Raw genomic sequence first — 22,222 nt, forward strand, 5'->3', positions numbered from 1 at the left:
GCCGTACCGGCCCGTACAAGAGCATCCCCCGACGCCCCCGCCGCATAGGAGCGACAGCACATCATGCCCGTACCCGCACCCCCCGCGGCCCTCGACGACTCCCCCGGCGCGCGCCGGCGCGAGCAGCGTGGCTGGTACTTCTACGACTGGGCCAACTCCGCCTTCTACACCACGGTCATCTCGGTCTTCCTCGGCCCGTACCTCATCCCGGTCGCCAAGACCGCGGCCTGCGCCAAGGACTTCGCGAACGTGGCCTCCGCCACGTGCGTCGACACCTTCGACCAGCTGGCCGCCGCCAACCCGGGCCTGGGGTACGTCGACGTGCTGGGCGCCGACATCAGGCCGGCCGCGTACTTCGGGCTGATCACGACCGTCGCGGTGTTCCTGCAGATCCTCTTCCTGCCGATCGTGGGCGCCCTGGCCGACCACACCGGCCGCAAGCGGGAGATGCTCGGCGGCTTCGCCTACGTCGGCGCGCTGGCCACCATGGGCCTGTTCTTCGTCGAGGGCGACCGCTACCTGCTGGGCGGGGTGCTGTTCGTCCTGGCCAACCTGGCCTACGGCTCGTCGGTCGTGGTCTACGACTCGTTCCTCCCGCAGATCTCCACCTCCGCCGAGCGCGACGGGGTGTCCTCGCGCGGCTGGGCCGTCGGCTACCTGGGCGGCGGGCTGCTGCTGACCCTCAACCTGGTGCTCTTCCTCCAGCACGACAGCCTGGGCCTGACCGAGGGCATGGCGGTGCGGATCTGCATGATGTCGGCGGGCCTGTGGTGGGCCACGTTCACGATCATCCCGCTGCTGCGGCTGCGCAACCGGCCCGTGCCGGCGCACGAGAGCACGGCGCTGCGCTCGGTCGGGGGCAGCTTCCGCCAGCTCGGCCGCACTCTGTCCGAGCTGCGCCGCTACCCGCTGACGCTGCTGTTCCTGGTGGCGTACCTGGTCTACAACGACGGCGTGCAGACGGTCATCGGCAACAGCGCCGCCTTCGCCTCCGAGGCGCTTAAGCTGGACCAGACCGTGCAGATCACGGCGATCCTCATGGTGCAGTTCGTGGCGTTCTTCGGCGCGCTGCTGCTCGGGTGGCTGGCGCGCGGCTTCGGGACCAAGCGGACGGTGCTGGCCAGCCTGGTGGTGTGGACGGCGATCGTGTCCATGGCCATGTTCGTCGCCGAGGGGCAGGCGCTGCAGTTCTACCTGATGGCGTTCGCGATCGCGATCGTGCTGGGCGGCACGCAGGCGCTGTCGCGGTCGCTGTTCTCGCAGGTGATCCCGAAGGGGCGGGAGGCCGAGTACTTCAGCCTGCTGCAGATCAGCGACAAGGGCTCGGCGTTCATCGGCTCGCTGACGATCACGATCACGCTGCAGTTCACCAACAGCTACCGCACCGCGATCCTCTCCATGATCATCTTCTTCGTGATCGGCTTCGTGCTGCTGGCCATGACGAACCTGCCCAAGGCCATCCGCGCGGCCGGCAACGAGGTGCCCGAGCGGGTCTGAGCGCCTGCCCGCCGCCCAGGGCGTCGCGGAGCCGGCCACGCGAGGCCCGGCCTGGGGAAAGCCGGCAGAGCTCGGGGGTCAGAGCTCGGCGGCCAGGAGCATCGTGCCGGGGCCCCGTGCCGCTCCGGGTCCGGGCACGGCCGTCACCGTGTCCGCCGTGGCCTCGCCCCCGCAGTGCGGGCACGTCACGACGGGGGTGAAGCGCTCGCCGCAGGAGTGCACCAGCACCGCGGGCGGCCCGCCGGGCGGCGTGGCCCAGCGGTCGCCCCAGGCCATCAGCGTCATCAGGGCGGGCACGATGTCGCGGCCCGCCTCCGTCAGCACGTATTCGTGGCGGGGCGGCCGCTCCTGGTAGGGCCGCTTCTCGACCACCCCGGCCGCGATCAGGTGCTCCAGGCGGCGGGTCAGCAGGTTGCGCGAGATCCCCAGATCCTCCGCCAGGTCGTCGAACCTGCGCAGCCCCAGGAACAGGTCGCGCAGGATCAGCGGCGTCCACGGCTCGGCGACGACGCCGGCGGCGTGGGCGATGGAGCAGTGCATCTCACCGAACCTGTTCATGGACCCAGAATAGTGGGTTGATAAAGTGAACCCATGTCAGTTCACATTCAGGACTCACCCGCTCTGGCGTACCGGCGGGCCGGCGAGGCGCACGACCTCGACGCTCTCATGGCCACGCTCGCCGACGACGTCGTCTTCCACTCCCCGCTCAGCGCGGGGGCCGAGTTCCGGGGCAAGGAGCAGGCCCGGGAGCTGTTCTCCGTCGTGCTGGACGTGCTGTCCGACATGCGCTACCTGACCGACGTCGGGGACGAGCGGACGCGGGCGCTGACGGCGACCGCCCGGCTGGGCCGGATGGAGCTCCACGAGGCGGCCGTCCTCGAGATGGGCGAGGACGGGCTGATCAAGGAGCTCACCATATGGATCAGGCCCCTTCCGGCCCTGACGACGATGATGGCCGCGCTCGGCCCCGGCCTGGCCAGAGCCACCGGCCGGCCCGCCCTCGCACTGCTGGTCGGTGCCGCCGTCAAGCCGCTGGCGGCGATGACCAGGTTCGGCGACCGGACCCTGGTCCCCCTCGTGGCCCGCAGGCGCCGGTAAGCGGCAATCCGAACCGAGAGCACCGCTCTTGACATCAGTGCACCAAAGCGAGAGCATTGCTCTCACATCGCAGCAATGCCCTCTTCAAGGAGCACTGATGGCCCCCCGACTCACCTCCACGGCCTTCGCCACCGGCGGCGTCCTCTTCTTCCTCTATCCCGCGATCCGCCCGTCGGGCGACGACGCCCTCGCCATGGCCTCCACCGCCTGGGTGACCGGGCACGCCGCCGCGATGCTCGGCTTCGTCCTGCTGGGCCTGGCCGTGCTGGGGCTGCACCAGGAGCTCGGTGACCGGCTGTCGCTGCGGGCGGCGGTGGTGACGTGGGCGGGCGCGGGCCTGACGCTGCCGTACTACGGGGCCGAGGACTTCGGTCTGTACGTGATCGCGCAGCGCTCCCTGCGCGACGGGACGCCGGCGTTGATGGAGCTGGCCGGGGAGTTCAGGTACGGCGTCGTGCCCGTCACCATGTTCGCCGCGGGGCTCGTGCTGCTCGCCGTCGGCCCGGTCATGGCCGCGGTCTCCGTCTGGCGCTCCGGCACCCTGCCCAGGTGGAGTCTCACAGTGCTGGCGCTGGGATTCGTGCTGTTCATCCCGCAGTTCTTCGGGCCGTACCCGCTGCGCGTCGCCCACGGCGCCCTGATCATGATCGGCGGTCTCCGGGCGGCGGCGGCCCTGTGGCGGGCCGGCGATCGGCGAGCCCTTCGGAGCGCATAACCCCAGGCCCCGCGCCTGATCGCCGATCACGTCAATAACCGAGGCCCCAACCGCGATTGGATCACCCCGCGGATGGGAATCCCATCACGGTACCAAGCGTTAGACACCGTGGGAGACAGACCCCCCACGCAAGGGGGCCCTGTAGGAGGCATTTAGACATGGGCGAGCGCGCGCTTCGTGGCACCCGGCTCGGGGCAACCAGCTACGAGAACGACCGTAACACGGATCTGGCCCCGCGCCAGGAGGTGTCCTACACCTGTCCTAAGGGCCATCGCTTCGAGGTTCCGCTTGCCGCCGAGGCCGAGATCCCCGCAACCTGGGAGTGCCGCATGTGCGGCGCTACCGCGGTGCGGGTGGACGGCGAGCAGCCGGAGTCCAAGAAGACGAAGCCCCCGCGGACACACTGGGACATGCTCCTGGAGCGGCGGTCTATCGAGGATCTTGAGGAGGTGCTCAACGAGAGGCTCGCAGTACTGCGGGCCCAACGTCGTAAGAGCGCCTGACCTACTCTCACGGTGAAACCCCCGGGCCAAGGCCCGGGGGTTTTGTCTTGCCCGGAATGGCGCAGGCCCATGAGTGCCGGCACACATGCGTAAGCGCCGGGCCCACATGTCATGTGCCCCGGCGCGCTCACTCACAAGCCTTCAGGAGTCGCGGTCCTCGCGGATGACCTCGCCGTGCACCACCCGGCCGCCACCGCCCTGCGACGCGCCCGCTTCGGGGAAGCCGGAGGACGGCGGGAAGAGGTTCGCGTACGGCGAGGAGGCGGCCAGCTTCTTGACCCGGCGGTCGAAGAACCAGGCGCCCAGCCGGCGCATCAGCGGCCGGGTGAACGGCAGCACGCACAGGAATCCGAACACGTCGGTGAAGAACCCCGGCGTCAGCAGCAGCGCGCCGCCCACCAGGATGAGGCCGCCGTCGGCCAGTTCGCGGTCGGGCATGCGGCCGGACTGCAGCGCCTCCTGCAGCGCCCGCCAGGCCCGGCGGCCCTCCCGCCGCACCAGCCAGGCCCCCAGGAGGCTGTCGGCGATGAGCAGGGCGATGGTGGCGGGTCCGCCGATCACCGACCCGACCTGGATCAGCAGCCAGATCTCCAGGACGGGGACGACCAGGAAGGCCAGGAAGAGCAGGAGCCGCATCGTTTCCCTCGATTCCGCACACGCGCGCTACAGCAGGAACAACGCCCGGAACGCGCCGAGCGTTCCGGCATGCCGCCCAAATCAGGGACATCCCTGAGCTAGTGGCGGGGGGCGCCCTTGAATCGCTTGGGCAGGCCGGTGACGCCCCACAGGCCGATCCGCCACAGCGCCTCGGACATGACCTTGCCGCTCATCTTGCTCTTGCCCACCGTCCGCTCCACGAACGTGATCGGCACCTCCACCACCCGCAGCCCGTTCCTGGAGGTGCGCAGGGTCAGGTCGACCTGGAAGCAGTAGCCCTGCGACTCCACCCCGGCCAGCCCCACCTTCTCCAGCGTGGCGGCCCGGTAGGCGCGGAACCCGGCGGTCGCGTCGCGTACGGGCAGGCCGAGCATCACCCGGGTGTAGATGTTGGCGCCCTTGGACAGCAGCTCCCGCCGCTGCGGCCAGTTGACCACCTTGCCGCCGGGCACGTAGCGCGAGCCGATCGCCAGGTCCGCGCCGTCGGCCAGCGCCTCCAGCAGCTTCGGCAGCTCCTCGGGCTGGTGGGAGCCGTCGGCGTCCATCTCGACCAGGACGTCGAAGCCCTCCTCCAGCCCCCACCGGAACCCGGCGATGTAGGCGGCGCCGAGACCCTGCTTGCCGGGCCGGTGCAGGACGTGCACGTGGTCGTCGTCGGCGGCGAGCCCGTCGGCGACCTCGCCGGTGCCGTCGGGGCTGCTGTCGTCGGCCACGAGCACGTGGGCGTCGGGCACGGCGGCGCGCAACCGCTCGACGATCATGGGCAGGTTGTCGCGCTCGTTGTAGGTCGGTACGACGACGAGCACCCGGCCAAGAGTCTCCATCATCCGTCGTTCCTCATCCGATCGCCTCGCCGCCTGCCACGCCATGCGACGACTCCAACCGCCGCCGCCCCCATCACCATCAATGCCCACTCAGGAAGCGCGCCCACCCTGGTGGCGATCGTTTCCTGGGTGCGCACGGGCACCTTGACCACGTTCATGTCCGCGACAAGTTCGCGGGTCTGCCAGGAGACCTTACCGTCCGGCGTGACGTATGCCGAGATCCCGGTGGTGGCGGCGGTCACGACGGCCCTGTTGTGCTCGACGGCGCGCAGCTTGGACATGGCCAGTTGCTGCGGCGGGAGGTTGGACTCGGCGTAGGAGGCGTTGTTGGTCTGCACGACGAGCGGGGTGCCGCCCGCGCGCACGGTGCCGCGTACGGTGTCGTCGTAGGCGACCTCGTAGCAGTTGACCGCGCCGATCGTGACCGGCCCCAGCTTCAGGTCGCCCGGCTTGTCGCCCGCGACGGACTGCCTGCCGACCAGGCTCGCCCGCTCCCACAGCGCCAGCACGATCTCCTTGAACGGGGTGTACTCCCCGAACGGCACGAGATGCTGCTTGTCGTAGTAGTCGCCCGCGCCCGTCACCGGGTCCCACACGAGGCTCCGGGTGGCGCGGTGCTCGGCGCCGATCGCCACGACCGCCCCGACGAGCGTGGGCACGCCGACGTCCTGGACGGAGTCGTGGATGATCTGCCGGGCGGTCTCGTCGCGGTAGGGGTCGATGTCGGTGGAGTTTTCCGGCAGGACGACCAGGTCGGGCTTGGGGAGCTTGCCGTCGCGTACGGCCTGGGCGAGACGCTTGGTCTCGTTGGCGTGGTTCTTCAGCACGACGGCGGGCTCGTCGCCGAGCGCGTACATGCCCCGGCCGGGGACGTTGCCCTGCACGATGCCGATGTTGACCGTACGGCCCTCGTCGCCGAACCTGGGCACGGCCAGCCCCAGCACGGGCACGGCCAGCGCCAGCCCGACCGGCACGGCCCTGCGCACGACGGCGGCCCGCCTGGCCAGCACGGCCTGGGCGAGCAGGGCGCCGCACAGCGTGACGGCGAACGACACCAGCGGCACGCCGCCGAGCGCGGCGTAGGGCGTGAACAGCGACTCACCCTGGCTGAAGGCGACGCGCGCCCACGGGAACCCGCCGATGGGCACCAGACTGCGGGCCCACTCCATCAGCACCCACAGGCCGCCGAACCACACGGGCCATGCGGGCAGCCTGAACACGAGCGCGGCCAGGGCGGCCATGGCGGCGTAGAAGAGGCTCTCGGTGGCGACCAGCATGAACCAGACGTCGTCGCCGATGGTGCGCACCCAGGCGAGGGTGGGCAGCAGGAAGACGGCCGCCGACAGGTAGCCGAGCCAGGCGGCGCGCTTGGGACGGGTGCGGTAGAGGGAGGCGACGATGAGGCCGATGCCCAGGGGGGCGCACAGCCACCAGTCGAGCGGCGGGAAGGCGGTGTAGAGGGCGAGACCGCCGGCGACGGCCGCCACGACCCTGCCCAGCAGCACCCACCGCGACTCCTGCCCGGCTTCCGATCCGGCGATCGCCCGCTCGCTGTCCCGGGCCCCGCCCCCGCCCTGCGCTCCGGGACCGGAGCGCGCATCGGAGCCGGCCGGCTCCCCGGGCTCGGTGTGAGAGGACGGCTCGCTGTGGGAGGACGCGACGGTCGCCCCGCCAGCCTCGGTTGCGGCCTCGGTTCCGGCTGCGGCTCCGGCGACGGCGCCGGGAGCGGTCGCGGGTTCCGGCTCCGAGGACGCTGCGGCCGCCGTGGCGGCGGTGGGCGGTGAGGTGGCGTCCGCAGGGGTGGCGGCAGGCTCGGATGGCCCGTCCGCGCGACCCGGGTCGGGCCGGGCCGTGGGCGGTAGGCTCGTTCTGTCCTGAACCACTCCGGGGTCTCCTCGCCACCTCGCAAACGCCTGCTTGCGAAAACGCTACCGCCCCACGGCCGCACTCAGGCCTGCACGGCACCCGGAAGATCGAAATATCGCCCCTAGAAGACAGTAGGGGGAACGGGGCGACAGGGTGATCCCGTGACGGAACGGGACCACCCGGCGCAGTGGCGGTCCGGCGCACGAGAGCGGGAAGAGGGCCCGGAAACCCTTCGGACCGGATCCGTCTCGTCGGCGGCGAGCTCGGAATTCCGTTGTCTACTGGGCTCCCGGACCCGTCCCGGGTCCAACCCCCCGCCCGGTTGGGGTGCCCCGACTCGACGGACCGACGGCCCTGCACCTGGCTGTGTGGACGAAGTCACGCTCCGTCACGGACGCAGGATCCGGCGATGTCAGAGACGGCCAACCGGCCAAGTCCCGTGCTGGACTGCGCAGCAAACTACCGACTCCACCTCAGATGTCAACCGTGTCCCGATCAGCAGAAACATCAAGTTTTCGCAGGTAGGACATGTTTGACCGGTGGCGCTAAAGCCGGTCAAAGCCCATTAGCGGGTGCCGGAGAGCGGCTTGGCAAGCCCTGGAGGGCCCGCGAAAGCGGCCGCTCGTGGACGACCCCGAGCCGTTGTGTCGCACGCGTGAGAGCAACATACAGGTCGCTGGGCCCTCGTGGCGACTGGGCGGCGATGAGGTCGGGCTCGGCCACGATGACCGAGTCGAACTCCAGCCCCTTGGCGTCCGTCACGCCCATCACGGCCACGGGCGCGTCCAGGGCCTCGGCTCCCCTGGCCCGGCCGGCCCCCGGCGAGACCACCACGGTGCCGGTCACGACGGCGGCGACCTCCGTGCCGAGGGTGGACAGCAGCGCGTCGGGCACCACCACGGCCACCTTGCCGCCCTCGCCGACCTCCGCCTTGGCCAGCCCGGGCAGGGCCGAAAGGGGCGCCGACCACGGCTCCACGCCGAGCTCGCGGACGGAGGTGGGGGCCTTCAGCGCGGGGTCGATGGTGGCCAGGACCCGGGCGGCCACGGCCATCAGCTCCACCGGGGTGCGGTAGTTGACGGTCAGCCGCTCCTGGCGCCAGCGCCCGGCCACGTACGGGTCGAGCACCTCCTCCCACGAGCGCGCCCCGGCCGCCGAGCCGGTCTGGGCGATGTCGCCGACGATCGTCATCGACCGGGTCGGGCAGCGCCGCATGACCGCCCGCCACGCCATCGGCGACAGCTCCTGCGCCTCGTCCACGATCACGTGCCCGTAGGCCCAGGTGCGGTCGGCGGCGGCGCGTTCGGCGGTGGTGAGGTAGGGGCCCTCGCCGCGCTGGCGCTCGGCCAGGCGCTCGGCGTCCATGACGTCGGACAGGCCCGTCAGCTCCAGGACCTCGCGGGCGTAGGAGAGCTCGGCCTCGCGCTCGCGTTCCTCGGCCTGGCGGGCGGCGGCCAGCTCCTCCTCGGCCTGCAGCGCGCTGGCGCGCAGCACCTGCTCGTCGATCTCGCCGAGCAGTTCGGCGGCCTCGTCGAGCAGGGGGACGTCGGATTCGGTCCACTCCCCTCCGTCGCGGCGCAGGAGCCTGCGCTCCTCGGGCGTCAGGGCGGAGGCGGCGTAGCCGAGGCGGTCGGCGGAGCCGTACAGGCCGAGCAGCAGTCGCTGCGGCGTCAGGTACGGCCACAGCCGGTTGAGCGCGGACTTGACCACCGGTTCGGTACGCAGCTCCTCGCGCAGGTCGGCCAGCTCCTCCTCGTCGATGAGCCCCTTGCCGATCTTGCGGGCCTGCTGCCTGGCCAGCGCGTTGAGCAGCGACCGGACGAACACGGCGCGGGCCTGGTTGTGCGGGCGGCGCGAGCGGGTGGCCTTGTTCCGTGCGGCGTCCAGCATGGAGCGGTCGATGGTGAGCGTGATGCGGCCGATGGTCAGCTCGATCGGCTGACGCGGCACCTTCTGCCGGTCGCGCACGGCCTTGGCGATCACCTCGGCCATACGCGGGTCGCCCTTGAGCGCGGCCACCTCGGACCGCTCCCTGGCACTGGCGGTCACGCCGGGGTAGAGCTCGCCGACCGTGGACAGCAGCACGTCGGTCTCGCCGAGCGAGGGCAGGACCTGCTCGATGTAGCGCAGGAAGGTGAGGTTGGGGCCGATGATGAGCACGCCGCGGCGCTCCAGGCGCTCCCTGTGGGTGTAGAGCAGGTAGGCGGCCCGGTGCAGGGCCACGACCGTCTTGCCGGTGCCGGGGCCGCCCTGGACGACCAGCACGCCGTTGAGGTCGCTGCGGATGACGCGGTCCTGCTCGGACTGGATGGTGGCGACGATGTCGCGCATGCGGCCCGTGCGCCGCTCGTCGAGCGCGGCCAGCAGCGCGGCCTCGCCGTTGAGCGTGGCCCGGTCGTCGTCGGTGAGCGAGTCGAGGTCGAGCAGGTCGTCGTCCACGCCGACCACGGCGCGGCCCTTGGTCTGCAGGTGACGGCGCCTGGTGACGCCCATCGGGGCGGCCGGGGTGGCGCGGTAGAACGGCTGCGCCACGGGGGCCCGCCAGTCGATGAGCAGGCGCCGCTGCTCGTCGTCGGTCAGGCCGAGCTTGCCGATGTACAGCCGCCCCTCGTCGACGTGATCCAGCCGTCCGAAAACCAGGCCGCGCTCGACCGCCCAGAGCCGCGCCAGGCGGGAGGCGTACATGTCGGCGAACGTGTCGCGCTCGGACCTGTTCTGCATCGTGCCGACGGCGCCCGCGGCCAGCACCTCTTTGAGCTGCCGCTGGGTACGCTCGCGCAACGTGTCGAGGCGGTCGTACAGGCCGGTGACGTACGCCTGCTCCCTGGCGAGCTCTGTTTGACGAGTTGCCGCCTGACCATTATTGTGGTTAATGGGACACTCCGGGCCATTCTGCTTGTTGTTACGACAAACGACGACATTAGCACGCCTGTAGAGGCACCTTCATCACTTTCCCTCTTTCCCGCGTACGGTTACGGCTTGGTTTCGACCCTTGACCGCCGGGCGCGGGCCTTTTTATGGTCATCACAAGTTAGGAAAGTTTCCTAACCTTGCTGAAGGAGACGCCGTGAGCGGTCCGGTTCCGGGGACCCCCAGTCTGCTACGCGCGATCAATGATCGCGCCGCCCTGCAGGCCCTCCTCGAACGCGGCCCGCTGACCCGTCCCGAGATCGGCGCGCTCACCGGCCTGTCCAAGCCCACGGCGTCCCAGCTCCTGTCCCGGCTGCAGCAGGCGGGGCTGGTCGTGCTGGACGGCGTCAGGGAGGGCCTGCCGGGCCGTACGGCGGAGGTCTACCGGATCAACCCGGCGGCGGCGTACGTGGCCGCGCTCGACGTCACCCCCGACCGGATCGAGGCCAAGGTGGCCGACATCACCGGCACGGTCGTCGGCGAGCACACGCTGCCGACGCCGCGCCGGCCGCACGGCGAGCTGGTGGACCGGCTCAACGCCGCGCTGCGCGGCGCGGACCCGCCGGACAAGCTGCGCCGGGTCGTGATCGGCGTGCAGGCCGCGATCGACCCGACCACCGGCAGGCTCGGGTACGCCGCGGCCAAGGACGTGCCCGGCTGGCAGATGCCCGACCTGGTGCCGGCGCTCAGCTCGGGCCTCGGTGTCCCGGTGGACGTGGAGAACAACGTCAACCTGGTCGCGATCGCCGAGCAGGCGCACGGCGCCGCGCGCGACCACCGGGACTTCGTGCTGCTGTGGGCGGACGAGGGCATCGGCTCGGCCATCGTGCTGGGCGGGCGGATGCACCGGGGCGCCACCGGCGGCGCGGGCGAGGTGGGCTACATGCCGACCCCGGGCGCGCCGACGGCCCGCGAGGCCGGCCGCTACGCCAACCACGGCTACCAGGCGCTGACGGGCGGGCCGGCGGTGCTCAAGCTGCTGCGCTCGTACGGCGTGCGCGGCACCGACTTCCGTCACGCCGTCGCCAACGCCGTACGCGCGGCGGCCCGGACCGGGCAGAAGGCCGACGACGCCAGGGCCGGGCTGCGCGACATCGCCGCCCGCCTGGCCGTGGGCCTGGCCGCCATCACCTCGGTGATCGACCCCGGGCTGATCGTGCTGACCGGCGGCGTGGTGCTGTCGGGCGGCGAGACGCTGCGCGAGCTGGTCGAGCACGAACTGCACGCCCTGACCATCCCCCGGCCCCAAGTCCGCCTGTCGAGCGTGGACGGCAACCCCGTCCTGGCCGGCGCCCTCGATCTCGCCCTCGACGCCGTACGCGACGAGGTCTTCAGCTCCACCGTTCCGTCATGATCCATGACAGGAGGCACCCCCCGTGCGCTTCGTCCCCCTGGCGGTCGCCGCGGTACTCGCGCTGACCGCGTGCACCGCGAACCGGGAGGCCGGGCCCTCCCTCGGCGCCCAGCCCAAACCCTCAGGATCCGCCTCGCAGGCCCTGCCGGCGGCCACGCTCGAGCTGTGGCACGGCTTCTCCACCGACGCCGAGGTCAAGGCGTTCGAGGCGGCCATCGCCGGCTTCAACAAGAAGTTCCCGCAGATCACCGTCAAGGCCGTGAAAGGCGTCCAGGACGACCAGATCACCCAGGCCATCCGCGGCGGCAAGGCGCCGGACGTGGCGGCCTCGTTCACGACCGACAACGTCGCACAATGGTGCAGGTCGGGATCGTTCCAGGACCTCACGCCCGTGATCGCGCAGGACGGCGTGGACCTGTCGGTGCTGCCGGCGGTGGCGCGCTCCTACTCGGGCTTCGAGGGCAAGCAGTGCACGCTGCCGCTGCTGGCCGACGCGTACGGCCTCTACTACAACAAGGCCCTGATGAAGGGCGAGCAGCCGCCCAGGACGCTGAGCGAGCTGACCGAGCTGGCCAAGAAGCTGACGGTGAGGGACGCCGACGGCGAGATCAAGGTGGCCGGCTTCATCCCGACCGTCCAGTACTACGAGAACAGCCCCAGCCACCTCGGCCCCATGGTCGGCGCGAAGTGGTACAACGACGACGGCACCTCGGCCATCGGCTCCGACCCCGCCTGGAAGCAGCTGCTGACCTGGCAGAAGGAGCTCGTCGACTGGTACGGCCACGACAAGCTGGAGAAGTTCCGCAAGAGCCTGGGCGACGAGTGGAGCGCCGAGCACCCGTTCTTCAAAGGCAAGGTCGCCATGATCCTCGACGGCGAGTGGCGCAACGCCATGATCGCCAATGACGCGAAGGGCCTGGACTACGGCACCGCTCCCCTGCCCGTCGCCGACGACCGCCCCGAGTTGTACGGCAGCGGCTTCACCGCCGGCACCGTGATCGGCGTGCCGAAGGGCGCCCGGCACCCGCAGCACGCCTGGGAGCTGATCAAGCACCTGACCATGGACACCGGCTCTCTGGTGACCCTGTCGAACGCCCTGCGCAACGTCCCCACGACGAAGGCGTCGATGGAGTCCCCCGATCTCTCCAAAGACGCAAATTTCACGACTTTCCTGGAGATCTTCGCTCACCCGAAGACCTCGACCCTGCCCGCCAGCGTCAACAGCGTCTTCAACCAGGAGGCCTTCGCCACCTTCATCGCCAAGTGGGAGAAGGGCGACGTGCCGGACCTGGACGCCGGCCTGAAGGGCGTGGACAAGCAGATCAACGACAAGCTGAAGCTGTCCGGAGGCTGACCGGTGGCCACCCTGACTCCCGCGCCGCCACCTGGTCCGGCCCCCGCGCCGGTATGGCGGCGGCGCGGGGAGGGCCTGCGCGCCCTCCTCTGGCTGTCGCCGTGGCTGGTCGGCGTGTCGATCTTCTTCGTCTACCCGCTGCTGTCCACGGTGTACTTCTCCTTCCACCGCTACGACATGTACACCCTCGAGTTCGTCGGCCTGGACAACTACCGCTATCTCCTCCAGGACCCCAGGGTGCTCACCTCGGCGGGGAACACGCTGTGGCTGGTGCTCATCATGGTCCCGGCCACCGTGCTGTTCTCGCTGGGCCTGGCCCAGCTCGTGATCAGGCTGAAGGCCGGCTCCGGGTTCTTCCGGACGATCTTCTACCTGCCCTCGCTGGTGCCGGTGACCGCGGGCACGATCACGTTCGTGTTCCTGCTGAACCCGTCCACCGGGCCGTGGAACCAGTTCCTGGCCCTGTTCGGGATCGACGGTCCCGACTGGTTCGGCGACCCGGCCTGGTCCAAGCCCAGCCTGACGCTGCTGTCGCTGTGGAGCTGCGGCCAGCTCGCCGTGATCTTCATGGCGGCGCTGCTCGACGTCCCCCGGCACCTGTACGAGGCCGCGGCCATCGACGGCGCGGGCGCCTGGCGGCAGTTCCGCAGCGTGACGCTCCCGGTGATCGCGCCCGTGCTGATGTTCGCCCTGGTCACGAACATCATCTACGCCCTGCAGTACTTCGCGCAGGCGATGATCGCCTCCCGGGTGGCCTCGGGCGTGACCGACTCGCCGGGCAGCTCGTTCTCCCCCGGCTACCCGGACGAGTCGCTGCTCACGCTGCCGCAGTGGCTGTTCCAGGCCGGGTTCCGCGACTACTCCATGGGATACGCGTCCGTGCTCGCGCTGCTCCTGTTCGGCACCGCGATGATCTTCACGCTGATCCTGCTGCGGCAGTTCCGCCGGGCCGAGGAGGGCTCATGAGCGCCACCGTCACCGCGCCGCGCCGCGTCCTCGCGCCGAGCGCCCGCCGCGACGGGACCAGGGCGCGCAGGCGGCGGGTGCTGCTGTGGATCGCCACGCACGCGCTGGCCATCGCGCTGGCGCTGATGTTCCTGGCACCGGTGGTGTTCATCGTGCTGACCGCGCTGATGACCGACGAGCAGGCGCTGACCAGCGACCTGTGGCCGCGCACCTGGAACTGGGAGAACTTCGCCGAGGTGTTCGAGAAGTCCCTGCTGCTGCGGTGGGCGGGCAACACGCTCATGTACGCGGCGCTCGGGACGCTGTTCACCGTGGTGTCGTCGGTGCCGGTGGCCTACGCGCTGGCCAGGTTCCGCTTCCGGGGGCGGCGGGCGGCGTTCCTGCTGGTCATCACCGCCATGATGCTGCCGCCGCAGGTCGTGGCGGTGCCGATCTACCTGGTGTGGGCGCGGCTGGGGCTGACCGACAGCCTGTGGCCGCTGATCCTGCCGATGCTGCTCGGCGACGCGTTCTCGATCTTCCTGTTGCGGCAGTTCCTCGTCACGATCCCGCGCGACTACACCGACGCGGCGAAGGTGGACGGCTGCTCCGACTTCAGGACCCTGGTCAGGGTGATCCTGCCGATGGCCCGCCCGGCGGTGGCGGCGGTGGCCCTGTTCCAGTTCTTCTACTGCTGGAACGACTACTACGGGCCGCTGCTGTACGCCGGGGTCGAGCAGGAGAACCTGACGCTGTCGCTCGGCCTGGCCACGTTCAAGGCGTTCCACAGCGTGCAGTGGAACCTCACCATGGCGGCCACGCTGCTGGTGACCGCACCTGTGATCATCGTGTTCTTCTTCGCCCAGCGGGTCTTCATCGAGGGCGTTACTTTGACGGGAGTGAAGGGTTGAGACTCGCGGTGGTCGGGGGCGGCTCGACGTACACGCCGGAGCTGGTCGACGGGATCGCGCGGCTGCGCGACGAGCTGCCGGTGACGGAGCTGGCCCTGATCGATCCGGACGCCGGGCGGCTGGAGCTGGTGACGGAGGTGTCGCGGCGCATGCTGGCGCACGCGGGGCACCCGGCGCGCGTGCTGGCCACCTCCTCCGTCGCGGAGGGGGTGGCCGGGGCGGCGGCGGTGCTGATCCAGCTCAGGGTCGGCGGGCAGGCGGCCCGCGAGGTCGACGAGACGCTGCCGCTGCGGTGCGGCTGCGTGGGGCAGGAGACGACGGGCGCGGGCGGGCTGGCCAAGGCGCTGCGCACGGTGCCGGTCGTGCTGGAGATCGCCTCGACGGTGCGCGAGGTGGCCCCCGAGGCGTGGATCGTGGACTTCACGAACCCGGTCGGCATCGTCACCAGGGCGCTGCTCGACGCCGGGCACCGCGCCATCGGGCTGTGCAACGTGGCGATCGGCTTCCAGCGCCGCTTCGCCGCGGCCCTGGGCGTCGACCCCGCGCGGGTCTCGCTCGGCCACGTCGGGCTCAACCACCTGACGTGGGAGCGGGCGGTCCACCTCGACGGCGAGGACGTCCTGCCCACGCTGCTGCGCGAGCACGGCGAGGAGATCGCCGGCAGCCTGGGGCTGCGGCCGCAGCTGCTGCGCCGGCTCGGCACGATCCCCTCCTACTACCTGCGCTACTTCTACGCCCACGACGCGGTGGTGCGCGAGCAGCGCTCGAAGCCGTCGCGGGCGGCCGAGGTGGCGGCGATGGAGGCGCGGCTGCTGGAGCTGTACGCCGACCCGGGCGTGGTGACCAAGCCGGAGCTGCTGGCGCAGCGGGGCGGGGCGTTCTACTCGGAGGCGGCGGTGGCGCTGGTCGCCTCGCTGCTCGGCGACCGGGGCGACACGCAGGTGGTGAACGTGCGCAACGCCGGCACGCTGCCGTTCCTCGGCGACGAGGCGGTGATCGAGGTGCCCGCGGCCATCACCGCCGCCGGGGCCGCGCCGCTGCCGGTGCCGCCCGTGGAGCCGCTGTACGCGGGGCTGATCGCGCACGTGTCGGCGTACGAGACGCTCGCCCTGGAGGCGGCCCTGCACGGCGGCGCGGACCGGGTGCGGGACGCGCTGCTCGCCCATCCGCTCGTCGGGCAGGACGAGACCGCAGAGGAGCTGGCGGGGCTGCTGCTGGAGGCCAACCGGGCGCACCTGCCGTGGACGGTGGGCTAGTGGCGCGCACCCGGCTCGTGCTGGCCGTGGACGGCGGCAACAGCAAGACCGACGTGGTGGTGGTGTCGGAGCACGGGGAGGTGCTCGCCACGGGCCGCGCGGGGCCGTTCACGCCGCAGCGGGACGGCGTGGCGGCGGCGGTGGACGTGGTCGCGGCGGCCCTCACCACCCTGCCCGTCAACGGACGGCCCATGGACGGTTTCGACCACATGTCCGCCTGCCTGGCCGGCGCGGACCTGCCGCTCGAGGAGGAGGCGCTGGCCCGGGAGTTCGCCGCCCGGGGGTTCGCGGGGGACGTGGTGGTGCGCAACGACACGTTCGCGCTGCTGCGGGCCGGCGCGTCGGCGCCGTGGGGGGTGGCGGTGGTGTGCGGGGCGGGCATCAACGCGGTCGGCGTCTCCCCCGGCGGCGCGGTGGCCCGCTTCCCGGCGCTGGGTCGCATCAGCGGCGACTGGGGCGGCGGGCAGAGCCTGGCGGAGGAGGCGCTGTGGCACGCCGCGCGCGCCGAGGACGGCCGGGGCGAGCCGACCGCGCTGACCGGCGTGGTCACCGCTCACTTCGGCACGGCGACGGTCGAGGAGCTCGTCCTGGCCCTGCACTTCGGCCGGGTGCCGGAGGACCGCCTGCACGAGCTGTCCCCCGGCGTGCTGGCGGCGGCCGGTGACGGCGACGCGGTGGCCGGGGCGCTGGTGGCGCGGCAGGCGGAGGAGGTGACGGTGATGGCGCAGGTGTGCCTGCGCCGGCTCGGCCTGCTGGAGACGCCGGTGGAGGTGGTGCTGGGCGGCGGCCTGCTGACGGCCCGGGACCCGCTGCTGACCTCGCTGCTGAACGCGGGCTTCGCGCTGCGGGCGCCGCGGGCCAAGGTCGTGGTGGCGGAGCTGCCGCCGGTCATGGGGGCGGCGCTGCTCGGCCTGGAGCGGCTGGGAGCCTCCGAGGCGGCCAAGGCGCGCCTGCGCGGCCACTACGAGCCGCCGCCCCCGCGATGACCAGCGCCGCGGCCAGCGCGTACGCCGGAGTGCCCGCCCCTGGCACCAGGTACGCCGCCGCGCCCGCCAGCGGGACCCCGAGCCACTCCCAGCGGCCGTCGAGGGCCACCAGGGCGACGACCAGCAGCGCGTACCAGGAGTAACCGGGGGTGAGCAGCAGCAGGGCCGAGCCGGTCAGCAGCAGGGCGCCGCGTTCGGGGCGATCGGGGTCGCCGTGCCGCAGGACGTGGAACAGCAGCGCCGCCAGGACGGCCAGGACCGCCGGCAGGGCCCAGGAGTCGGGCAGGAGCCAGCGCACCAGGCCGTACCGGTCGCGGGCGCCGGCCTCGTCGTAGCCCTCCTCGGCCAGGTACCCGGACAGGTAGCCGAGCACGGAGGAGCGGGAGGCGAGCACGTACGTGAGGTAGGCGGCGGCGACGAGCAGGACGGCGGGCAGGAGCGTGCGGAGCGCCCGCCGCGCCCCCTCCCGGCCGGCCAGCGCCCCCGACAGCGCGCCGGGCAGCGCCACGGCGGGGACGAGCTTGATCGCGACCGCCGCCCCGAGCAGCAGACCCCGCCCGGCCACCGTGCTCCGGGGGACGGCGCCGAGGGCGAGGACGACGGCGGCCACGGCGAGCAGGTCCACGTGCGCGTTGTTGACCGCCTCCATCGGCACGGCCGGGCACCATGCCCAGTACGCCGCCCGGTACGCCGCCCGGTCCGCCGCCCGGCGGCGCAGCACGACCAGCACCCCCGCCGCCACCAGCGCGCCCGCGACCTGCAGCGGCGCGTGCCGGGCCCCCTCGGGCGAGAGCCGGTCCACCAGCAGGAAGTACGCCTCCGCCAGCGGCGGGTAGATCGTGTGCACGCTGGGCCGGTTGATACGCGTGCACGTGTCCCCTTCGACCGGGTAGAAGTGGCCCTCGGAGCATGCGGGGAACAGCCAGGGGTCGCGCAGGGCGGCCAGGGCCGGGTCGGCCGGGGCGTGGTCGTAGGGGGACAGGCCGGCCGACTGGACGCGGCCGTCCCAGGCGTACCGGTAGGAGTCGGTGCTGGTCGCGGGCGGCCCGAGGAGCCCGGTGGCGATCACGGCCAGGCCGCCCGCCAGCACCAGCCGGCCGGCCGCCGGGCCGGGCACGCCGCGCAGGGCCCACACGGCGGTCGCGAACAGCGCCCAGGCGGCGCCGTACCACCAGGGCAGGCCGGCCGGGGCCGCGCGGAAGATCGCGGCCAGGACGGCCACCTGAGCGGCGAGCAGGGCGGCGGCGAGGAGCGTACGGCGGCTCATGGTGTGCAGCGTCGCACCGGAGCCGGCCCCCGGGGTGGGGCCGGGGGCATCCGTCCGCATTTCGTAAGGGCTTGGGTGTGGCCGGTCAGGCGCTGTCGGGGCCGGGGGCGGGCTCGCTGGTGACGTCGGGGGCGCGGTGCTCGTAGGGGGTGCTCAGGACGACGGTGGTGCGGGTCGAGACGTTGGCCGAGGCGCGGATCTGCTGCAGGAGGTCCTCCAGCGCCACCGGCGAGGCCACCCGGACCTTGAGGATGTAGCTCTCGTCGCCGGCCACGCTGTGGCACGCCTCGATGGCGGCCAGGTGGGCCAGCCGCTCGGGGGCGTCGTCGGGCGCGGCGGGGTCGATCGGCTTGATCGACACGAACGCGGTCAGCGGCAGCCCCACGGCGTCGTGGTCGATGATCGCGGCGTAGCCGCGGACGACTCCCCGCTTCTCCAGGCGGCGTACGCGCTGGTGCACCGCTGAGACCGAGAGCCCGGTCTCCCTGGCCAGGTCGGTGAAGCTCATGCGGCCGTCATGGGCCAGCAACGTGACGATCCGGCGGTCGATCTCCTCCATCGGTCAAAGGTAGCCGGTGGTGGTCACGACATGGTCCCGACCGGGGTGACCCCTCTGCGCATCGCGTGCTCGACGAGCGTGATGAGCACCTCCCTGCCGGAGTCGCGGCGGCGGGCGTCGCAGCGCACGATGGGGATGTCCGGCTCCAGGCCGATCGCCGAGCGCACCTCGCCGACGGTGAACGGCGTGGTGCCCTCGAAGCAGTTGAGCGCCACGATGAACGGCTGGCCGCGCTTCTCGAAATAGTCGACGGCCGGGAAGCAGTCGTCCAGGCGGCGGGTGTCGGCCAGCACCACGGCGCCCAGCGCGCCCATGGCCAGCTCGTCCCACACGAACCAGAACCGCTCCTGGCCCGGGGTGCCGAACAGGTAGAGCATGTAGTCGTTACGGATGGTGATGCGGCCGAAGTCCATGGCCACGGTGGTGGTGAGCTTGCGCTCCACGCCCGACAGGTCGTCGATGTGCGTGCCCACCTGGGTGAGCGCCTCTTCCGTGCGAAGAGGCCGAGTCTCGGACACGGCGCCGACCATGGTGGTCTTGCCCGCGCCGAATCCACCCGCGATCAAAATCTTGATCGCGGTCGGCAGCCGCCAACGGTCTGTGCGACCGAATTCCATCCAGCACCGCCCGTACATATCCCGCGCATGCGTGACCCCACCCCTGAGGTGCCGTGGTCAGTGGTACCTGTCAAGGCGCGTTGAGGAGATCGATCCACATGCCTGGCAACGAGACACCCTAGCAACGCCACATTTTCCACTCAAGTCGCAAACTTTTACAAGAAACAAAATGTCACGTTTTGTTGCATCGAGCCCCGATATTCGCCGATCTAACAAGTCAAGAGTCAAGATTGTCTGTCATGGAATCAGACGAGGCCGTTACGTTGCCCGATCCTAGCCCGAAATATCGGCGAATCCGGCACTGAAACCGATCTGTCTTCGCAGGTAGGCGGCCGTGCGGGGACTGTGCTCGGCCACCGGCCCGATGAGGTCCTCGGCCTCCCGCTCCAGCTCCGCCATCGCCGCGGCCACCTCGGCGCGGTCCACGCCCAGCGCCAGCACGTTGAGGTCGCCCCAGCTCAGGTCCCGGCGATAGGTGGCCATGTCGCCGAGCAGGTGCAGGTAGCGCTGCACCTGCCGGCTGACGCCCCACAGCTGCTCCAGATGGGCCTTCGCCCAGTCGTCGGCCGTGTAGATCCAGTGCGAGAGGTCCACGAAGCACGAGCCCCGGCTGTCGGCGTTGTCGACGTAGCGGGCCAGCGTCGGCAGGGCGTGCGTCTCCCGCCACACCCAGGCGGTGGTCATGCCCAGCAACATCTTCGCGAGCTGGTCGCGCCAGATCCAGCGCAGGTCGTCGAACTCCTTGACGGTGGCCAGCTCGTCGCGCAGGTCCGCGAGGAACCGGGTGACCGCCGAGCGCGGCACGGCCCCCTCGGCGACGGACAGGCACTCGCGGGTCAGGCGGTTGACCTGCTCGCGGGTGGTCGCGGTGTGGTCGACGAGCCGGTCCACGGCCATCACCCACAGGGCGGCCCGGTTGACGACCTTCAGCCGGGCCGCGCCGGCCCAGGGGGCGCTGAAGGCGTTGGAGAGGGTCAGGCCGTTGACGAGGTCGGCGCCGAAGGCGGCGACGGGGAACAGCCCGGTGTACATCTGGGCGCACCGCCGCAGGTCCCTGCCGCACTCCGCGGCCAGCGCGCACGTCCTGCCGAGCTCGAACGCCTGCTCCAGCTCGTCGTCCCGCACCCTAGGGCCGCTCGATCGGCTCGCGGATCATGGGCGACGACCCCCAATACCCGGATATACACCTGTAGGGGAATTGTTTCATGATCACGAGCTCCCGATCAAGGTATCAGCAGCCTGGCCGATCAGCCTGCTCCGCTGCCCGGGAACGACACCTCCCCGGGCAGCGGGCCCTCACGACGCACGGGCGCACGCGGCGAGCTTGGTGGTCAGCGCCACTCGCGAGCTGATCCCGAGCTTGGTGTAGATCTTGCCGATGTGGTACTCGACGGTCTTGACGCTGATGAGCAGCTCCCTGGCGATCTGCCGGTTCGTCAGGCCCCCGGCCACCAGCGTGGCGGTGCTGAGCTCCTGCGGCGTGAGCCCGAGCCGTACGGTGGCGGGCGGCTCCAGCCCGCACGCCTCCAGCTCGTGGGCGCACCGCTCGGCCGGCGGGCGCGCCCCCAGTCGCTCGAAGATGGCGCGCGCCGCCCCGAGGCGCTCGGCCGCCGCCCGGCGCCGCCCGGTGCGGCGCAGCAGCCTGCCGAGGTCGAGCAGCACCCGCGCCTCCTCCAGGGGGCACGCCCCCGACTCCACCAGCGCCAGCGCGCCGGCGAACCGCTCCTCGGCCTGGGTTGGAACGTTCCTCGCGGCCATCAGCAGCCCCGCCAGCCGCATCCGCTCGGCCCGGGCGCGCACCCCGGACCCGCCCTCGCCGTACGCCGCCAGCGCCAGCTCGGCCTCCTCCAGCCGCCCGTCGGCGACCAGTGCCTCGATCCTGGCGGGCCCCGGGTCCGGCACGAACGGGTCCCCTTCCCCGGCCGGCACCTCGCCCGCGCCCAGCAGCGCCAGGGCCAGCCCGGCCTGCCGCTCCCCCATGGCGTGCCGCATCCCCCGGGCGGCGGTCCCGGCGGCCATGGCGTGCGCCAGGGCCCGTTCGTGATCCCCGCGGGCGGCCAGGGGCGCCACGCACGCCGCCTCCAGGCACGGCAGCAGCCACCGCTGCCCCAGCGCCGTCGCCTCGGCCAGGGCGCCCTCCGCGTGCGCCACGGCCTCGTCCCAGCGCGCCAGGGCGTGCTCGGCCGCGGCCAGCAGCGCGGTGGCCAGCAGCCGCTGCTGCGGCAGCCCCGCGGCGGCCACGGCCCGCTTGAGCACGGCACACGCCTGGCCCGCCTCGTCGCATGCCAGGTGCCCCACGGCCGCGGCGAGACCGCCGGCCGGCGTGCCGGCGCCGGGTGCCCCGCCCAGCGCCAGCACGTCCCACGGCCTGGCGACCGCGCCCTGGATGGGCTGCTCGATCGCCAGCCGGGCCCAGTGCGCCGCCGCCGTACGGTCCCCCGTGACCAGGTGCAGCCAGGCCAGCTGTTCGGCCACGTCGGCGGCTGATCCGGGCTCGGTGTGCCGCCACGCCTCGGCCAGCAGCTCGGACGCCTCCTCGAAGCGCCCGGCGGCCAGCGCGAGCCGTCCCAGCACATACCGGCGCACCGGGCGCGGGTCGGCGTTGCGTGCCGCGGCGAGCCTGGTCGCGCGGAGCACGTCGCCCCCGATGAGGACGTGTTCCAGCACGGCCGTACGCAGCTCGTCGCGGCGCGCCGTCGACTCGGTGAGCCCGGCGGCCAGGTCCAGATGGGCGGCGGCCTCCTGCCACAGCCCGTGTTGCGCGGCCTTGGCGGCGAACCTGGCCAGCTCCTCCGCCAGCGGCTCGTCCGGCCCGCCCGCCGCGGCTACGAGGATCTGCCAGGCCTCAAGCAGTCATACACGCTGCTGAGCAGCCCCTGCCGACCAGGTCGCTACCGCGCGAG

The 22,222-nt window shown here is 72.0% G+C and carries 21 protein-coding genes; 11 read left to right on the plus strand and 10 right to left on the minus strand.

Annotated features, from left to right (window positions below):
• The first annotated feature begins 63 nt into the window (after positions 1-63).
• Positions 64-1,497, plus strand: a complete 1,434-nt coding sequence (locus tag AB0J69_RS55085; protein WP_364136019.1) for an MFS transporter — start codon at positions 64-66, stop codon at positions 1,495-1,497.
• A 78-nt stretch (positions 1,498-1,575) separates the two neighbouring features.
• Here the strand turns inward: AB0J69_RS55085 and AB0J69_RS55090 are convergent, their stop codons facing one another.
• The gene (locus AB0J69_RS55090; RefSeq protein WP_364136022.1) at positions 1,576-2,055 is read right to left on the minus strand and encodes a helix-turn-helix domain-containing protein; all 480 of its coding nucleotides are present in this window, start codon (positions 2,053-2,055) and stop codon (positions 1,576-1,578) included.
• A 33-nt stretch (positions 2,056-2,088) separates the two neighbouring features.
• Here AB0J69_RS55090 and AB0J69_RS55095 point away from each other — a divergent pair, with 33 nt between their 5' ends.
• The 3 genes from AB0J69_RS55095 (at position 2,089) to AB0J69_RS55105 (ending at position 3,813) form a co-directional block, all read left to right on the plus strand.
• The gene (locus AB0J69_RS55095; protein ID WP_364136025.1) at positions 2,089-2,595 is read left to right on the plus strand and encodes a nuclear transport factor 2 family protein; all 507 of its coding nucleotides are present in this window, start codon (positions 2,089-2,091) and stop codon (positions 2,593-2,595) included.
• 97 nt (positions 2,596-2,692) lie between these two features.
• Positions 2,693-3,310 (plus strand): hypothetical protein, encoded by a 618-nt coding sequence (locus AB0J69_RS55100; protein ID WP_364136028.1) that lies wholly within the window; start codon positions 2,693-2,695, stop codon positions 3,308-3,310.
• A gap of 158 nt (positions 3,311-3,468) precedes the next feature.
• Positions 3,469-3,813, plus strand: a complete 345-nt coding sequence (locus AB0J69_RS55105) for an RNA polymerase-binding protein RbpA (RefSeq protein WP_043625492.1) — start codon at positions 3,469-3,471, stop codon at positions 3,811-3,813.
• Between the two features lie 141 nt (positions 3,814-3,954).
• On the opposite strand, the gene AB0J69_RS55110 is transcribed toward AB0J69_RS55105, so the two are convergent.
• The 4 genes from AB0J69_RS55110 to AB0J69_RS55125 all read right to left on the minus strand — a co-directional run bounded on the left by AB0J69_RS55110 (position 3,955) and on the right by AB0J69_RS55125 (position 9,941).
• Positions 3,955-4,449: an FxsA family protein gene (locus tag AB0J69_RS55110; RefSeq protein WP_364136031.1), complete on the minus strand. Its 495-nt coding sequence runs from the start codon at positions 4,447-4,449 to the stop codon at positions 3,955-3,957.
• Positions 4,450-4,547: 98 nt separating this feature from the next.
• The gene (locus AB0J69_RS55115) at positions 4,548-5,297 is read right to left on the minus strand and encodes a polyprenol monophosphomannose synthase (RefSeq protein WP_364136034.1); all 750 of its coding nucleotides are present in this window, start codon (positions 5,295-5,297) and stop codon (positions 4,548-4,550) included.
• Positions 5,294-6,799, minus strand: a complete 1,506-nt coding sequence (gene lnt, locus AB0J69_RS55120; RefSeq protein WP_364136037.1) for an apolipoprotein N-acyltransferase — start codon at positions 6,797-6,799, stop codon at positions 5,294-5,296. Before lnt ends, AB0J69_RS55115 begins: the two co-directional genes overlap by 4 nt.
• A 916-nt stretch (positions 6,800-7,715) precedes the next feature.
• On the minus strand, positions 7,716-9,941 hold the full coding sequence (locus AB0J69_RS55125; RefSeq protein WP_364136040.1) for an ATP-binding domain-containing protein: 2,226 nt from the start codon (positions 9,939-9,941) through the stop codon (positions 7,716-7,718).
• A 286-nt stretch (positions 9,942-10,227) separates the two neighbouring features.
• Here AB0J69_RS55125 and AB0J69_RS55130 point away from each other — a divergent pair, with 286 nt between their 5' ends.
• The 6 genes from AB0J69_RS55130 to AB0J69_RS55155 are packed head-to-tail and all read left to right on the plus strand — an operon-like array spanning position 10,228 to position 16,876.
• Positions 10,228-11,424, plus strand: coding sequence for an ROK family transcriptional regulator (locus AB0J69_RS55130; RefSeq protein ID WP_364136043.1), 1,197 nt, complete (start codon positions 10,228-10,230; stop codon positions 11,422-11,424).
• A 22-nt stretch (positions 11,425-11,446) separates the two neighbouring features.
• Positions 11,447-12,778 carry an ABC transporter substrate-binding protein gene (locus AB0J69_RS55135; protein WP_364136046.1) on the plus strand — a complete coding sequence of 444 codons (1,332 nt, stop codon included), beginning with the start codon at positions 11,447-11,449 and terminating at the stop codon, positions 12,776-12,778.
• 3 nt (positions 12,779-12,781) lie between these two features.
• On the plus strand, positions 12,782-13,744 hold the full coding sequence (locus AB0J69_RS55140; RefSeq protein WP_364136049.1) for a sugar ABC transporter permease: 963 nt from the start codon (positions 12,782-12,784) through the stop codon (positions 13,742-13,744).
• A complete protein-coding gene (locus AB0J69_RS55145) occupies positions 13,741-14,634 on the plus strand; it encodes a carbohydrate ABC transporter permease (protein ID WP_364136052.1) in 894 nt (297 codons plus the stop codon). Before AB0J69_RS55140 ends, AB0J69_RS55145 begins: the two co-directional genes overlap by 4 nt.
• On the plus strand, positions 14,631-15,890 hold the full coding sequence (locus tag AB0J69_RS55150; protein WP_364136055.1) for a 6-phospho-beta-glucosidase: 1,260 nt from the start codon (positions 14,631-14,633) through the stop codon (positions 15,888-15,890). Before AB0J69_RS55145 ends, AB0J69_RS55150 begins: the two co-directional genes overlap by 4 nt.
• The gene (locus tag AB0J69_RS55155; RefSeq protein ID WP_364136058.1) at positions 15,890-16,876 is read left to right on the plus strand and encodes a BadF/BadG/BcrA/BcrD ATPase family protein; all 987 of its coding nucleotides are present in this window, start codon (positions 15,890-15,892) and stop codon (positions 16,874-16,876) included. The genes AB0J69_RS55150 and AB0J69_RS55155 overlap by 1 nt, the downstream gene beginning before the upstream one ends.
• Here AB0J69_RS55155 and AB0J69_RS55160 read toward each other — a convergent pair.
• From AB0J69_RS55160 to AB0J69_RS55180, 5 genes are all read right to left on the minus strand, one after another.
• Complete coding sequence (locus AB0J69_RS55160) at positions 16,779-18,143, minus strand: glycosyltransferase 87 family protein (RefSeq protein ID WP_364136061.1); 1,365 nt, start codon at positions 18,141-18,143, stop codon at positions 16,779-16,781. The two genes, AB0J69_RS55155 and AB0J69_RS55160, sit on opposite strands and share 98 nt — an antisense overlap.
• Positions 18,144-18,228: 85 nt before the next feature.
• The gene (locus tag AB0J69_RS55165; protein WP_364136064.1) at positions 18,229-18,702 is read right to left on the minus strand and encodes an Lrp/AsnC family transcriptional regulator; all 474 of its coding nucleotides are present in this window, start codon (positions 18,700-18,702) and stop codon (positions 18,229-18,231) included.
• 23 nt (positions 18,703-18,725) lie between these two features.
• Positions 18,726-19,319 carry an ATP/GTP-binding protein gene (locus AB0J69_RS55170; protein WP_364136067.1) on the minus strand — a complete coding sequence of 198 codons (594 nt, stop codon included), beginning with the start codon at positions 19,317-19,319 and terminating at the stop codon, positions 18,726-18,728.
• 273 nt (positions 19,320-19,592) lie between these two features.
• The gene (locus AB0J69_RS55175) at positions 19,593-20,444 is read right to left on the minus strand and encodes a terpene synthase family protein (protein ID WP_364136070.1); all 852 of its coding nucleotides are present in this window, start codon (positions 20,442-20,444) and stop codon (positions 19,593-19,595) included.
• A gap of 171 nt (positions 20,445-20,615) precedes the next feature.
• Positions 20,616-21,986, minus strand: a complete 1,371-nt coding sequence (locus AB0J69_RS55180) for a helix-turn-helix transcriptional regulator (RefSeq protein ID WP_364136073.1) — start codon at positions 21,984-21,986, stop codon at positions 20,616-20,618.
• Here AB0J69_RS55180 and AB0J69_RS55185 point away from each other — a divergent pair.
• A partial coding sequence (locus tag AB0J69_RS55185) for a hypothetical protein (protein ID WP_364136076.1) occupies positions 21,975-22,222 on the plus strand: 248 nt, incomplete at its 3' end. The two genes, AB0J69_RS55180 and AB0J69_RS55185, sit on opposite strands and share 12 nt — an antisense overlap.

This window comes from Nonomuraea sp. NPDC049709, from assembly GCF_040674815.1.
Taxonomy (GTDB): domain Bacteria; phylum Actinomycetota; class Actinomycetes; order Streptosporangiales; family Streptosporangiaceae; genus Nonomuraea.

Excerpts from the sequence above, each read along its gene's own strand:
- AB0J69_RS55105 (WP_043625492.1), top strand. The coding sequence starts at position 3,469 with ATGGGCGAGCGCGCGCTTCGTGGCACCCGGCTCGGGGCAACCAGCTAC.
- AB0J69_RS55115 (WP_364136034.1), bottom strand. The coding sequence starts at position 5,297 with ATGATGGAGACTCTTGGCCGGGTGCTCGTCGTCGTACCGACCTACAAC.
- AB0J69_RS55170 (WP_364136067.1), bottom strand. The coding sequence starts at position 19,319 with ATGGAATTCGGTCGCACAGACCGTTGGCGGCTGCCGACCGCGATCAAG.
- AB0J69_RS55090 (WP_364136022.1), bottom strand. The coding sequence starts at position 2,055 with ATGAACAGGTTCGGTGAGATGCACTGCTCCATCGCCCACGCCGCCGGC.
- AB0J69_RS55100 (WP_364136028.1), top strand. The coding sequence starts at position 2,693 with ATGGCCCCCCGACTCACCTCCACGGCCTTCGCCACCGGCGGCGTCCTC.
- AB0J69_RS55095 (WP_364136025.1), top strand. The coding sequence starts at position 2,089 with ATGTCAGTTCACATTCAGGACTCACCCGCTCTGGCGTACCGGCGGGCC.
- AB0J69_RS55165 (WP_364136064.1), bottom strand. The coding sequence starts at position 18,702 with ATGGAGGAGATCGACCGCCGGATCGTCACGTTGCTGGCCCATGACGGC.
- AB0J69_RS55145 (WP_364136052.1), top strand. The coding sequence starts at position 13,741 with ATGAGCGCCACCGTCACCGCGCCGCGCCGCGTCCTCGCGCCGAGCGCC.
- AB0J69_RS55085 (WP_364136019.1), top strand. The coding sequence starts at position 64 with ATGCCCGTACCCGCACCCCCCGCGGCCCTCGACGACTCCCCCGGCGCG.
- AB0J69_RS55160 (WP_364136061.1), bottom strand. The coding sequence starts at position 18,143 with ATGAGCCGCCGTACGCTCCTCGCCGCCGCCCTGCTCGCCGCTCAGGTG.
- AB0J69_RS55110 (WP_364136031.1), bottom strand. The coding sequence starts at position 4,449 with ATGCGGCTCCTGCTCTTCCTGGCCTTCCTGGTCGTCCCCGTCCTGGAG.